The 14,895-nt window shown below is 51.5% G+C and carries 8 protein-coding genes; 3 read left to right on the top strand and 5 right to left on the bottom strand.

Going from position 1 to position 14,895, the window contains the following annotated elements; translation table 11 throughout:
• Positions 1-95: 95 nt before the first annotated feature.
• The gene (locus ACJJI5_RS11010; RefSeq protein WP_445356270.1) at positions 96-1,328 is read left to right on the top strand and encodes an MFS transporter; all 1,233 of its coding nucleotides are present in this window, start codon (positions 96-98) and stop codon (positions 1,326-1,328) included.
• Positions 1,329-1,436: 108 nt separating this feature from the next.
• Here the strand turns inward: ACJJI5_RS11010 and ACJJI5_RS11005 are convergent, their stop codons facing one another.
• The 4 genes from ACJJI5_RS11005 to ACJJI5_RS10990 all read right to left on the bottom strand — a co-directional run bounded on the left by ACJJI5_RS11005 (position 1,437) and on the right by ACJJI5_RS10990 (position 11,230).
• The gene (locus tag ACJJI5_RS11005) at positions 1,437-4,988 is read right to left on the bottom strand and encodes an amino acid adenylation domain-containing protein (RefSeq protein ID WP_445356269.1); all 3,552 of its coding nucleotides are present in this window, start codon (positions 4,986-4,988) and stop codon (positions 1,437-1,439) included.
• 416 nt (positions 4,989-5,404) lie between these two features.
• Positions 5,405-8,563, bottom strand: coding sequence for an efflux RND transporter permease subunit (locus ACJJI5_RS11000; protein ID WP_445356268.1), 3,159 nt, complete (start codon positions 8,561-8,563; stop codon positions 5,405-5,407).
• Positions 8,556-9,794 carry an efflux RND transporter periplasmic adaptor subunit gene (locus tag ACJJI5_RS10995; protein ID WP_445356267.1) on the bottom strand — a complete coding sequence of 413 codons (1,239 nt, stop codon included), beginning with the start codon at positions 9,792-9,794 and terminating at the stop codon, positions 8,556-8,558. Before ACJJI5_RS10995 ends, ACJJI5_RS11000 begins: the two co-directional genes overlap by 8 nt.
• Positions 9,794-11,230 carry an efflux transporter outer membrane subunit gene (locus ACJJI5_RS10990; RefSeq protein WP_445356266.1) on the bottom strand — a complete coding sequence of 479 codons (1,437 nt, stop codon included), beginning with the start codon at positions 11,228-11,230 and terminating at the stop codon, positions 9,794-9,796. The genes ACJJI5_RS10995 and ACJJI5_RS10990 overlap by 1 nt, the downstream gene beginning before the upstream one ends.
• Before the next feature lie 320 nt (positions 11,231-11,550).
• Between ACJJI5_RS10990 and ACJJI5_RS10985 the strand changes: the two genes are divergently transcribed.
• A complete protein-coding gene (locus ACJJI5_RS10985) occupies positions 11,551-12,735 on the top strand; it encodes an acyl-CoA dehydrogenase (RefSeq protein WP_282932536.1) in 1,185 nt (394 codons plus the stop codon).
• A 410-nt stretch (positions 12,736-13,145) separates the two neighbouring features.
• Here the strand turns inward: ACJJI5_RS10985 and ACJJI5_RS10980 are convergent, their stop codons facing one another.
• Positions 13,146-14,045 carry an EamA family transporter gene (locus tag ACJJI5_RS10980; RefSeq protein ID WP_445356265.1) on the bottom strand — a complete coding sequence of 300 codons (900 nt, stop codon included), beginning with the start codon at positions 14,043-14,045 and terminating at the stop codon, positions 13,146-13,148.
• A gap of 215 nt (positions 14,046-14,260) precedes the next feature.
• Here ACJJI5_RS10980 and ACJJI5_RS10975 point away from each other — a divergent pair, with 215 nt between their 5' ends.
• Positions 14,261-14,878: a trimeric intracellular cation channel family protein gene (locus ACJJI5_RS10975; RefSeq protein WP_413662328.1), complete on the top strand. Its 618-nt coding sequence runs from the start codon at positions 14,261-14,263 to the stop codon at positions 14,876-14,878.
• Positions 14,879-14,895 lie beyond the last annotated feature (17 nt).

Genomic DNA, 14,895 nt, shown 5'->3' with positions numbered 1-14,895 from the left:
TGGCTTACGCTGCTCAATGACAGGCTCCGTCAACTATTCACCACCTGCTATCTTGCTTTAAGCAGCAAAGCTGAAGCTGGGGGGAGGAAGTGGTTATGTCTGTCATGTGCCGTTTAGCCCTTTTGGCAGTAGTTTTTGTAGATCTGATGGGTCAGGGATTGCTGTTCCCGATCATCAATGAATTGGTTATGTCGACAAAATTCCAGTTCCTACCTACTGATACGCCACAATCAACTCGGCACTTGTACTATGGAGTTGTGATCGGCAGCTTCTTTCTGGCGTGGTTTATTGGGTCCGTATATATCGCCAAACTGTCTGACAGTATCGGACGCAAAACTGCCATGGTGCTGTGTCTGGTGGGGGCTATGGCCGGATACGCGATCACTGTTCTCTCTTTGCTAAGCAATAGCCTTTGGCTTCTTATTCTAGGACGAGTGATCAGCGGCTTTACTGCGGGAAACCAACCTATTGCTCAAGCAGCAATGATTGATGCCAGCCAAAGTGAGCTGGAAGCCTCCAAGAACCTAGGGTTATTGGTAGCCGGAATGAGTGCTGGGGCTGTAGCTGGGCCGATTATGGCAGGAGTCCTGGCAGACAGGGAGCTATTGGGGAGCATAGCCAGTATCCAACTGCCCTTTTACTTTGCTCTGGTACTTGTCGCTATTACTTTGTTTTTGATCCTGACCTTTTATCACGATACCCGGCAAGCCCCGATGAAGCTTAGGCTTCGCTTTCTGGATCTATTTACTCAGTTTATACATCTAAAGGACCGCCCTCGGGTTGTCCGACTTTGCCCTGCCTACCTCTGTTTCATGCTGGTGCATCTCAGCTTTTATATATTTATCACAAACTATTTAAGCAGTAGATTCCAAGCTGGCCTGCTAATAACCAGTATGGCCATGCTGACTATGGGTATTGCGGTGGCAATTTCCAGCCTCTTTATGGTCAAGCCTGTTTTGTCCCGCTGGACTAAACCCCTGGTAGTTACAGTTTCCGCCTTAGTGATGGGAGCGAGTGCGTTAGTCTTCGTATTCAGCAGCCATATTTGGCTATGTTATCTCAGTGTGTTCTTCGCGTACCTTTGCTTTGGGCTCGCTTACCCCACCCTCTTGAATATATTTGCCAATAGTGTCGATGAAACGGAACAGGGTTGGGTGATGGGAATAGCTACTGCGGGCTTCACGCTGGTAGCAAGCTTGATTTCGCTCGCGGGGGGCATGGCAATGGAAGTTGATATCCGCTTACCGTTTTACATTACAGCAGCTGCATCGATATTAGTATTTGTTTTAATCCGCTGGAGCTGGCGCAAACTCCCTGGCGTAGCATAGTGAAAAATCAGGCAAATAAGTAACCGACCTACTCTGCCAGTGACACCAGACGTGGGCCCATCAGGGTAAGCTGAAAGGCCCATAACTTTAAACCCTGCCCCTCATTAGTTAATGAATTGCCTGCTCTCTAGCTAATCCACAGTCTACAGGGTTATTTATCTCCACACTTAAATCTAGAATACGGGCGATCCACCATATAAATGGCTCAACCTGACCACTTAAGGTGCAGCTACCAGTGCAAATATCATCAAGTAGCGACTGAACATCGTGAAGCCGCAAGGCCGTGACAGACCTCTGGTTTCTTAGCGTTACTGAGCAAAAAGGAACGTCGTTGACCGAGAGATCGCTCAAGGTTACTTTGCCATCATCAATTAAAATCTTCACCGGCTCAAACTGTTCAGTAACACTCACGGACAAGCACAAGTTGGGCACAGGGCTGGATAGTCGATTGATATATTCCTGCAGGAAGTTAGAAAAGGTATTTGCCCACTCACCAATTTCAGCGAGGGCTTGCCCCAAATCCATAGCCTCCTCTTTTGTTTCCTGGGATTGAGCATCAACCTCTTTTTCAGCCTCAATAAGAGCTTCCACGGTCCTATCAACATCCTCCCTCGTGTGAGCTGCCGAGCAGATCAACCTCAGGCGGCCGCGGCCGCTCTCAACTATCGGGTAAGTGACAGCCGAGGTTTGAATACCGCGCTGATAAAGCGCTTGGACTATCCCATATAGTTTATCTTTATCTTTAAAATGGGGTGTGATAATAGGCCCATCACCTGTTCCCAAATCGTATCCGGCCTGCTCGAATTTCCGGCGCATATAGCGGGTCGTATCCCACAATTGACCACGCAGTCCATCGTCAGATTTAATCCGACGCAAAGAAGTCAATGCGGCTGCAATATCTGCAGGACTGATAGAAGCCTGAAAGATATATGCCCTGGCTGAGGACCTCAGTAAGTCAACGTACTCCTTACTCGCAGCAACTACACCCCCAAGGCTACCGAGCGACTTACTGAGTGTTGTCATAATAAAATCAACTTGATCAGTAATACCTTGAGCCGCACAGATACCGGCACCACGCTCACCATAAAAACCGAATGAGTGCGCCTCATCAACTAAGGTCAAGGCGTTGTATTTCTTTGCTGCATGCACGATTTCAGCCACCGGCGCAGCACCTTCCCCCATACTGTAAACGCCCTCGAGAACCACTAGCGTTGTTCGGTAGGGAGACACTTCAGATTCCAGCACCGACTCCAGATCAGAGGCATTATTGTGTTGGAAAGTTCTAATTTTGGCACCACTGAGACGGGCACCGTCAACAATTGAGGCATGGCAAAGTTGGTCTATAACCACAACATCATCTTTACCTAATATTCCTGCCACCACCCCGACATTGGCCGTATAACCCGTTGGAAACAAGCAGGCTCCAGACTTGCCTACCAAATCAGCAAACTCCGTTTCAAACTGGAGGTGAAGGTCCGTCAGGCCCGATGCCGCCGCTGAAGTGCCCATTCCTGTTCCGAAAAGCTTTACAGCAGATGATGCTTGTTCGATAACTTCTTTATCTCTATTCAGGCCAAGGTAGAGATTGGTCGTCCAAATAATTGCATCCTGGGTATCATCGTTATAAACATCTGTAACAGTGCCGTGCGTCCCACTACCTGTCCGTAAAACCTTACTGTAAGGATTCCTCTTCTGATTGTTTGCCATGGCTATCACCGCCTGCACCAACTTACTTTTGTCAGAAGCAGACCAGGATGACGCCTTTGCGGCCTGAAAAGTTGGATGGCTCAACTGGAGCTGGGACTGGAAGTTAGCCAGCGCATCAATTTCAGATTTGGCAACCTCATTAGCTGACTCACTACTGATCTTACCTTCCGTCAAATCAAGCATATAGCCAGCCAATAGCTTCGGCGTGGGATAATCGAAGATTGTTTGCGCAGATAGGGGGTGTCCAATGCAATGACTCAACCGGCTGGCCAATTCTAATGTTGTCAGCGAATCCAGGCCCTGCTTGTCGAAGGCTATCTCTGGAAGCACAACCTCCGGATCTGGGTGGTTCATGATGGAAGCCATCTCACTGCGGATAATCGAAGTAAAAATTGCCTCGCTGTCTACTGATAAACCTGCGAAGTGCTCACCCATTCCACGGCTTCGATTAATATCATCGTTTGCAGCCAAACTGCTTTCAGTTGGGACGACAAGCTCCGCTTCAAGGAGTGCTAATCGTTTGCGATCCAGCTTATTGTTGGGTAGCAAGGGTAACTCTTGCAGGTGCTTGACAAGCTGGGGGACCATATATTTAGGAAGGCGCTGTTCAAGAAACTCTTTTACTGCTACTTCGGTGATTGTCTTTTCGCTAGCAACAATATAAGCCACTAGAATCTTTTGCCCCGCCCCGCCATCTATAACGGTAGTAGCGGCAGCATCAACGCCCGGTATAGATTCAATTGCCGATTCTATTTCTTCAAGTTCAATACGATAGCCCCTAATCTTCACCTGGCAATCGGCGCGTCCCAAGTATTCTATTTCTCCATTTGCTGTCCATCGGCACAGGTCTCCCGTTTTATACAAGCGCTGATCGGAAATTCGGGGGTTGGAGACAGGCTGTATAAAGCGCTCCTCGGTCAGATGCTCATCATTCAAATATCCCCGAGCAAGCTTGTCACCAGACAAATACAAATCCCCCTCCCCGCCGGGAGCAACTGGCTGTAATCTCTCATCCAAAATATATGCGCGGGAACTTGAAACCGCCCTTCCAATCGTAATTTGGTCGCTATCGGGGCTAACCTCTGTATAAGTTGAGTAAACCGTGTCCTCTGTGGGTCCATAAACATTAACTATCCGCAGTTGTTCAGCCCCCGCATATATTTGCTCAACCAGGGATTGCTTAAGTACTTCACCCCCAAAAATCAGGCAACGCACTCCCTGAGGCAATTTGTCTATCGAAAGTAAAGCCTGAACCGCTGATGGAACGGTGATACAAGTTCGCACCTGTTCTCGAAAGGGAAGTTTTGGCAGCTCCAAAATATTCTTCGACAATATAACTCGGCCGCCCAGAGAAAGAGTCCCGATAATTTCCATCACCGAGGGGTCAAAGCAAACTGAGGTCGAAGCCAAAACGCCTTCTAGCTCTCCATCGCTCAACAGCTCACTCATGGACTTACTGAGAGCGATAAGGCTTCGGTGTTCGATAGCAACCCCTTTCGGGCTTCCAGTAGAGCCGGATGTATAGATTACATAGGCTAAATCACTCGTTTTCGGCCTGGTATGTTCCGGTAGAAACTCCGGTGCCTGCTCTCGCAACTCATCGATCCATAACAGTTCTTTCACGCCAAGGCACAAGTTTGCGTTATCGTCACAGTCGACAATTGCTGCGGCAGCTCTGGAGTGATCGAGCATATATCGTACCCGCTCTAGCGGATAAGTTGGGTCCAATGGGACATAAGCACAACCTGCACGCATTACGCCAAGTAGAGCCGCGACCAGCTCCCAGGATCGACTCATACAGACTCCAACCAAGGAACCAGGCTCAACTCCTCGATTTACCAACTCAGCGGCAATCCCATCGACCCGTTTCATCAGGCGAGTGAAATTTATTTCTGTGTTGCCATCGATAATAACGACCTGATCAGGATTCTTTAGCTTTTGTCTTTCGATCAAATCGCAAACTGTATCTCCTGATGATACAGCTCCCATTTCTCCCGATTCAAAATCTAAGGACTGGGCGTTATGTTTGTTTATTGAGCTGCACACTGAACATTACCTTTTATACTTATTAAAATCCGAAAACTAACTTTCAATTCATTTCTCTGTCTTTCAAATTTGGTCAAAATTTTCTGTTATTTGAATTACTTGAAAATCAGTTGCTAAATTGGAAGTATGCCGGGAAATAATTTCATAACATTGAACTGGAGCAGTATTTCAGCTACCGCAGTTCCAGGTCATAAAGGAAAATTAAATGAAGGTGGTATTCAGGGAGATAGAAACGCAATTTGGAAACTGATAGTTAAATATCAGTCATAAAATTAAATTTCTGAGGAAAAAAGCCGGTAAGAAGATACCGGCTACTATTGAATTTATTTCTGTACGATTGCACCGCTACGACCAAAGCGAGCGATGATATTTTTCAATCTTGCAAACAACTGGGGAATATCTTTACCCATCATTAAATAGAGACAGGGTACCAATAACAATGAGATCGCTGTGGCTGCGAGTATTCCATAGCCCAGCGAGATCGCCATTGGAATCATAAAGCGCGCTTGCACCGAGCTTTCAAAGATCATCGGCATTAAGCCGCAGAAAGTTGTTATGGTGGTCAATACGATCGGGCGAAAACGCCGCGCTGCCGCTCCCTTGATAGCGCTTTCCAAATCAGCACCATCATTTCGGAGACGATTGCTGTACTCAATCATTACCAGAGTATCGTTAATCACAACTCCGGCCAGTGCCACCATACCCAGCAGACTCACCATACTGAGTCCATACCCCATGCCCAAGTGACCAAGTAACGCACCGATCACACCAAAGGGTATCGCCACCATTACGATCAACGGCTGTACGTAACTCTTTAAGGGAATTGCCAATAGCAAGTACAGCACCGCCATCGCAAGGGCAAAGGTCAACGCCAGGCTTGCCAATCCCTCTCGCTCCTCCGCTTGGCGTCCCTCATAGGAAACACTTAGGCCGGGGAATTCGGCTTTCAATTGGGGGACCACACTTTCATTCAGCTCATTAATCACAAGCGTCGCTTGGTCACTGGGCTCCACATTGGCGGTAATCGTTGTAACCCTGCGGCCTGCCCGGCGATTAATCGTGGCATAGGCGCGCCCTTTATCAATTTTTACCAGATCTGGCAGGGGCATCCAAAGTCCATTGCTGGCCCGGATCATAATGCTATTCACATCATTGATATTGGCCCGCTCATCCTCAGGCAAACGCACCATGACCTTCACCTGATCCCGGCCGCGCTGTTGGCGCAGGGCCTCAGCCCCGTACAGCGCTGCCCGCAATTGGCGACCAATATCCTCCGCAGACATACCCAAACTTTTGGCCGTTTCAGTCAGTGTAAGGTCCAACTGGGTTTTACCGAGGGAAATACCGGGATCGATATCACTGACATTGGGGAATTTCTCCAACTCATCCCCTAAACGTATCGCAGCTTGCTCCAAGGTATCCGTGTCGGTATGGCGAAGCTCCACGGTTAACGAGGAGCCAGCGCCGGGACCGCCACGGTCAGAAGCTGTTGTTGCGCTAAGGGCACCGGCAATAGGCCCCACTTCCTGGCGCCAGGCGCGAATAAACTCACCGGTGGAAAAAGGACGCTCATCTGCGGGAACAAAGAAAGCGTCCACCATAATCGCGTCATCGCCCATCAAACCGCGAATACCCAGGAAGACCTTTTCTTTATCGTATTGCTCGAGCACCCTATCGGCAGCAGTAATAATCTGCGAGCGCGCTTTTTCCAGCTGGGATTGGGCCGTTCCAGTGGGAAAGGTGACAGCAAAGCGACCGGAGTCACGCTCCACCCTGGGCATCAAGGTGAAGCCCATACGACCGCTAGCCGCATAGCCGCCAACCACCAGCAGTGCCGCTACCGCCACGGCAATAGTGGTGTAGCGGTGCTTGATACATATATCCAGGAAGGGCCTAAAGCGCTGCTGTACAAAACGATCCAATCCCCGCGCCAGCATTTTCTGCCGCGCGGCAAAGCGGCGCGCCCGGCGACTTTTATAGCCGCGACGAGAGTGGGCCAAGTGGCCGGGCAAAATAAACAGGGCTTCCACCCAGGAAATAATAAATACCGAGCCCACCACAAAGGGAATCACACCAAAGATCTTGCCCATAAAGCCGGGTAAGGCCATCAATGGAAGGAAGGCGACAATATTAGTCAGAATCGCAAATGTGAGCGGCACCGATACCTGGCGGGCACCGGCAACGGCAGCCTCCAGATTGCTGTAGCCTTTTTGTCGCCACTCGTGGATATTTTCACCGGCAATAATTGCATCATCCACCACTATTCCAAGGGCGATAATAAAGGCAAACATACTTACCATGCTAATGGAAATATCCAGCCCAGGCAGGAATAGCAATGCCCCCAGGAAGCTGGTAGGAATGCCCAGTGTTACCCAAAAAGCCAACCGCAATTCCAGAAAGGCTCCGAGCACAACAAATACTAATAAGAGCCCGATAAAACCATTCTTCAGCAGCAGGGTCAGACGCGCTTTGAAAATTTCTGAGTCGTCATCGCGAACTGTCAGGGTCACCCCCGGGGGCAGGCTTGCCCTGACCTCATCAACGACTTCATGGGCAGCCTCACTGACACTCATTGGTGTCTGGTCGCCCACTCGGTAGATCTTGATGCTGATAGCTGGCTCGCCGTTAAACACCATATTGCGCGCTTCTTCCTCAAGCGCGTCGCTGATATTCGCAACATCCTTTAAATAAACGGCACCGCCACCAGCGCCCTGGGCAATAACAATATCGCCGAACTCACGAGCCCAATCGCGGCGCTCAGTCACCCGGACCAATATCTCCCCTGCATCAGACTTAACACTGCCGCTGGGAATATCTACCGCTGCATTTTCTACGATGTTTGCCACTTCCAGCAGGGTAAGCCCATAGCGACGCAGGTCATCGCGGCGAATCTCGATCGCCACTTGCAAGTCCCGCATCCCTCGCGCTTCCAGCTGGGTAATACCACTGTGGGCTTCGAGCTTATCGTAAACCTGCATCGCCAACGCACGCAGGTTGTGCTCGGTAAGATCGCCGTGTAATACCAGATCCAGCACATCCCGTTTGCGCTCGGCCAGACTAACCTGGGGCTGCTCAATATCTGTGGGGAAGGTGGTAACAGAATCGATAGCCTGCTGAATATTCTGGTACACCAAGGCAGCATCAGCATCGCCTTCCAGCTCCAAGGTTAAAGAGGCACTACCCTCATTGGCCCTCGCGGTCATCTCTTTGATACCTACCAAGCCCTGCACCGCCTGCTCGGCAGCCACCAGTACACCGCGCTCGACCTCCTCAGGGCTGGCACCGGGATAGGAGATGGACACGCTCACAGTATCCAGGCTGAATTCCGGGAAGACTTCCTTTTTAACGATGGTCGAAAAAATCAAACCACCAATCAAGAAGACCAACATCAACAAATTGGCAGTTACGTGGTTGCGCGCCATCCAGGCGATGGCGCCCGTGCGGATATCGACCTTATCTTTGGATCTATTCTGCTCAGTCATCTGCGCCCCCAGCGTTGGGTCCACCGGGGCCGCGTCTTGGCGGGCGTTCCGCAGAGGCAGCCGCATCTATCGGCGGGCGCTGCTGGCGATTACTGTCTCCGGCAATTCGCACCGGCATGCCTTCAGTAACGGTTACCAACCGGGTCGTCACTAAGGCTTCTCCGCCGCTGAGCCCCTGCTCCAGGACTGCAAAGTCGCCGCTCATATAGGCCACTTCTACCGGCAGAACCGTGGTGCGGTTCTCGCGAACCACCCACACATTGTTGCCGTCTTGCAACGCAGTGAGGGGGATTCGCACACGCTCATCCTCACTTTGGGAAACGATCTCTACTTTCGCCAGATCGTTGAGAAGCAGCTGCGGCTGGGACGGATCCTGTACGGAAAGCGGGTCTTCCAGCTCTACCAACACACTGGCGAGACGACCCTGCTCTTCCAGTACCGGGATAACCCGGACAAACTCACCGCGGCGGTAGACGCCCTGCGGCCACTGGCTGCCGTAAATTCGAACTTCAACATCACCGCGTCCGAGCCGGTGCAGTTGTGACGCGGGAATCTCAACGGCTATCTGGAAACGGTCGGCACTAGCAAGACTGTAGAGAGTATCGCCTGGAGAGACGCGATCACCGACGTCGGTATCACGCTCAACTACCAGGGCATCAAATGGGGCGCGAATCTCGGTAAGCCGAAGATCGCGTTTAGCCAAGGCCACATTTGCCTCTGCGGATTTTACTGCCGCCTCTGCTGCTGCTCTCTGAGGCTCGCGCAACACCAGAGCCTTATCCGTTCCAGACAAGGCTGTGCCAAGAAGCTCGTATTCCTCTTGAGCAACTTGCTGCTGTCCTTGCTCCTGCTGCAATTCAGCACGGCGTTCGGCGAGGGCACTCTGGGCAGTCATCAGGGCCAACTGGTAGGGCTCCTGATCAATACGCAACAGCACCTGCCCTTTTGGCATTACGGCTCCGGGGCCCAGATCATAGTCGAGCCATTGCACCTGCCCCTGTACCTGGGGCTCCAACTCCGCTAACTCACGGGCACTCACTTTACCCAGCGCGCTCAGGGTTACAGGAAAACGACCCTGCTCAGCAACAGCTACATCGACTGTCGGAGGAGGTGATTTGCGTTCACCGCGACTGACCGACGGTTTTTCCCGCATCATCCAGTTGAAGGCCAGGAATGCCAACACCACCAACACTATGGGGATCAGCAGGCGCCAATTGAGTTTCTGCAACATCAGTTATTTCCCTCCAGGTACAACTCCAAATCCACTGGCTCGGGGGCTGGAAGATCCGCCTGGGGGATCCCGCCGGAAAGCGCGCGGTAAAGTACTACTCGGTTTTCAATCAGTTCGCGCTCGGCAGACAAGATTTGTCGCGCCAAACTCTGTTGTTCACTCGTCGCGGTCAACACATTGAGGAAGTCGATAGTCCCCCGCGCATAGGCGCGACTTTGGCGCAGAACCAAAAGGTCTGCGAGACGCTCACGCTCACGTAGATGGTTGAGTCTCTGCTCGATCAGGCTCTCCCGAATCAAGGCCTGCTCTACTTCAGACAAGGCTTCATTGACTGCACTGCGGTAGAGCGCCCAGCGCTCTTGCAGAACGGCGTCCTGTTGCTCCCGGGCTGATGCCAGGGCGCCACCATCAAAAATCACCCCCTCAATAGAGGCTGCGATGGCCAAAAGCCAGTTTTCAGTCACGTCACTAATTAAACTGGTGCCATTGCTGGCGACTGCAGACAAACTAAATACGGGCAGTCGATCGGCCCAGGCCTCATCGGCTAAGTGATAGCCCTGTAAAAGGTCTCGCTGCGCCTCAACGACATCCGGGCGGCGCAATAACAATTGCGATGGCACGCCGGTCTCTGGCAGGGCTGGTAATACCGGCAACCCGGCCTGTTCGTGAATAATGCTGCTAAGTTCCTCGACATTGATACCCAAAAGCACCGCTAACTGTACTTTTAGAGTTTCGGCATCCGCTTCCGCCTCATCCAGTTCCTGCTGTGACTGCTGGACCAGTTGCTGTTGCTGCAAAACATCGGCTGCACCTGAGACGCCTCGACCAAAGCGCAGTTCCAGAACCTTCAGGCTTTTGCGATTGATCTCCAGCTGTTGTTGCAGCAAACCCCGCTGCCCCCACTGCTCCCGCAACTCCAACCAGGTAGCTGCCACCTCGCTCGCCAGGGTCAGGGCTGCCGTCTGTAAATTCTGTTCCTGGGCCAGGTAAGCCGCCTCTGCTGCACTGGCACCGGCACGAACCCGCCCCCAAAGGTCCACTTCATAGCTGGCGGCGATACGGGTACTCCAACTATTGCCCTCCGCAGAGGGGTCGGTGAACTCACCGGAAGAGTAGCGCTGCTCAGTATTTTCAATACTGGCGGTCAGTCTTGGCCAAAGGCCCGATCGCGCTCCCCGCGCAGTGGCTGCGGCCTGCTCCAATCGCCAATAGGTAGCCTGAATATCCGGATTATCTTTCAGTGCCAGCTGTACCAAATTGTCCAACTGCGGATCTTTCAAATCTCGCCACCAGCGCAAACTCGGTGCGGCAGTGCCCGATGCACGAAAAGATTCTGGTAACCCCAAATTTTCATCGGGTTGAATGGTCTCAATTGGCTGCGAACTACAGCTGACAAGCAGCGGAACACAAATTGCCAAAATACGGTAAAAGGACAAGGAATATCACCGAAATTAAACGTTTAATCGTAAAAAATAGAGATTTATTGCGTGCATTATCCGCCCCCCAAAATCGCTCGCAATGCGTTTTACTCTTGTTTACAAAGCATGCGCAAAATCAGGCAAAAAATTGCTGCCCGCAGGAGTGCCGAAAACCGACTACTTCGGTATGATGCGGCACACTAAACTGAATAGTCATCGGGGTTTGACGCGGAGCTTATCCAAAAAGTCTCCCCTCTGTACAAAGGTGCTCGGCCTTCTTCAGCCGGCCCTCTTGGACGCTCCGGTGGAATTAATAACGGAAGTAGAAGAGACAAACCATGAGTAAACATCAGCCACTCGCCCATTGGGACGATATTTTGCTGCTGGACCAACAGCTGACCGACGAAGAGCGCATGGTGCGCGACACGGCACGTGAGTACTGCCAAAGCAAACTGATGCCCAGAGTTCTCGAGGGTAACCGCCACGAAATCTTCGATCGTGAAATCATGAACGAGATGGGTGAATTGGGCCTGCTCGGTTCCACCATCGAAGGCTACGGCTGTGCCGGTCTCAACTACGTTTCCTACGGCCTGGTGGCGCGCGAAGTTGAACGCGTTGACTCCGGCTACCGCTCCGCCATGAGCGTTCAGTCCAGCCTGGTTATGCACCCGATTTACGCTTACGGCAGCGAAGAGCAGAAGCAGAAGTACCTGCCCAAGCTGGCATCCGGCGAATGGGTTGGCTGTTTCGGCCTGACCGAGCCCGATGCGGGTTCCGATCCCGGCGGCATGAAAACCCGCGCCAAGAAAGTCGATGGCGGCTACCGCATCAGCGGCTCCAAAATGTGGATCACCAACAGCCCAATCGCCGACGTTTTCGTTGTTTGGGCGAAAGATGACGACGATATTATTCGCGGCTTCGTGCTGGACAAGGGTATGGAAGGCCTCTCCGCACCGAAGATCGAAGGCAAGTTCTCACTGCGCGCCTCCATTACCGGCGAGATCGTGATGGACAATGTGTTCGTTCCGGAAGAAAACAAATTCCCGGAAATTGGCGGACTGCGCGGCCCCTTCGGCTGCCTGAACCGCGCTCGCTACGGTATCTCCTGGGGCGCCATGGGTGCCGGCGAGTTCTGCTGGCACGCCGCTCGCCAGTACGGCCTGGACCGCACCCAGTTCAATCGCCCTCTGGCTCAAACCCAGTTGTTCCAGAAGAAACTGGCGGATATGCAGACCGAAATTACCCTGGGCCTGCAAGCCTCCCTGCGCGTAGGTCGCATCATGGATGAGAACAAGCAGTTCGACCCCACCATGATCTCCCTGGTGAAGCGCAACAACTGTGGTAAGGCACTGGATATCGCGCGTATTGCTCGCGATATGCACGGCGGCAACGGCATCTCCGACGAATTCCACGTAATTCGCCACGTGATGAACCTGGAAGCTGTAAATACCTACGAAGGTACCCACGACGTACACGCCTTGATCCTCGGCCGCGCCCAGACCGGCCTGCAAGCGTTCGTGTAAAACACGTCTAGTTCGATGCTCACGGTATTTTCCGTGGGCATCGCCCTTATCCCATCACTTCTTATCTCCTTATTTCTACCTCGGCCCCAGGTTGGTAGCACAAAACCATTAAACTAAAGTTCGGAATAGTCACGCAAAAAGGCGGCGCATAGACTGTGGAGCAGTATTAAATTATTACCCACACCAAGCAAAGTACTGCACCGAAAAAAACGTTTGGATTTGAAATAAAATAATTTGAGGGCGGACCAAAGCTCACTGTGACCATTTACGCATCATCGAACCGCGAAATACGTAAAGACAGCCCTCAGCAATTATTAAACTCTCAATAAAGGTATAAAAAGGAAGTTTTGGGAACCATGGAAAGCCCAAACAGAGAGCCCAACAAGCCGAATAAAATTATTACCCCTCCCCTAACTTCCCTCCACATCAACAATCTCCTGCCCCGGATTTCGATCGTTTAATTTCACTACACAAAGAGCAATACCCAGCAACACGACAAAAGTCGCTACCCACTCGATAAATGTAAGATATTCACCAAGGATAATTGATGAACCGATTATTCCCACAATAGGAACCAGCAACCCGAATGGTGAAACACAGGCAGAGGAATAGCGACGAATTAAATCACCCCATAAAATATAACCAACCAATGTCACCATGCACACTTGGTAAATAATTGAAAACCAACTGGCCGTATGCGCTTGAAAAAAGAAAACCCAGGGGGTATGGCTCTCATAAAATATCGACAAGACTAAAAGAGGTACTGGCGGCACCAATGAAGCCCAAACCATTAAATGAAGTAAGTTAACTCCTGGCATCCTGCGGAATACGATATTCGCTATCGCCCAAGACAGCCCCGCCCCCATAATAAGGATAAATCCCACTATCGTTGTCGACCCACCTTTATCGGCATAGTAGAAGAATACAGAGAACCCTACAGCCGCTATTACCAAACCCAAGCACTGCTGCATATTTATCTTATCGCCAAACAGCATTGCGAATAACAATAGGGTGAATGGCACCTGCGACTGCATAAGCAGTGACGCTACACCCGCTTGAATATCGGCCTTCATGGCGTAGTACATCAACCCCAGAGAGAGAAACTCTAAGAAGAAGCCGAGCGCAACAACATTGAGGATCGAGGTCTTGGGGAATGGACAAAAGAAAACCAGAGGAACAGCGACGAGGGTGAAGCGAACCGAAGCCAATAACATTGGCGGGAAGTCGGCCAGCGCCACCTTGGTTATCGGGTAATTCAGTCCAAAAATTGAGACTGCCAGCAAAGCCAACAGTATGCTTCTATACGGCATCTCTACAGCCAGTGAACAATGGACGTAACCAAAGGGTAGCAGCCTCCATTACTCTTCTGCGCCTAATGGGCCCTTTGTAATTGTTTCAATAGCTCCCTGGTACCGATCTATTGCGGCGCCTCACACTTCTCACCAGTAGATCGTTGCTCAATTCCCTTTGCGTAGACAGAAGTGCTATTCTCCCCTGCCCGCCAATCTCTGGATGTAACGATGATATGGATGAGCTGCTGCACTGGTTTGAATTGATCGGTATCGCGGTCTTTGCCTTCAGCGGCGTACTCGCCGCCGGCCACAAACAGATGGATTTATTTGGTGCCGTGGTACTCGCCTGCGTCACCTCTATTGGCGGCGGCACCGCCCGGGACATTATTCTCAACGTCCCTGTATTCTGGCTTGAGCACACCTATTACCTGTGGATCGCCTCAATTACCGGTGTAGTAAGCTTTTACCTGATACGCTATCTAAAGGTCCCTATGCGCCTGCTAATGGTGGCAGATGCCATTGGACTCGCCGTTTTTGTGGTGCTCGGAACCCAGAAAGTACTTGAACTGGGCTATTCCGCGACCATCGCAATCGTGCTCGGCGTAATGACCGGTACTTTTGGCGGGGTGATTCGGGATGTGCTGTCCGGTGACATTCCACTTTTACTCCGGCGAGAGATCTATGCCACCGCTGCCCTTACTGGGACAGCCATACTCGTTGCATTGGACAATGTAGGGTGGCTACCCCATGAGCTGGTGGTGGCTATTGCTGTATTTGTGACCTTAGCGATTCGCCTCGCGGCATTGCGCTGGAATATCTCCGCGCCAGTGGCACGCTTCGGCAAGCACTGACCCGCTCACAGGCCTGG

Source organism: Microbulbifer maximicatervae (SeqCode), from assembly GCF_052467955.1.
The sequence above is the reverse complement of the archived record's forward strand: the minus strand, read 5'-3'. Positions and strand labels throughout refer to the sequence as shown.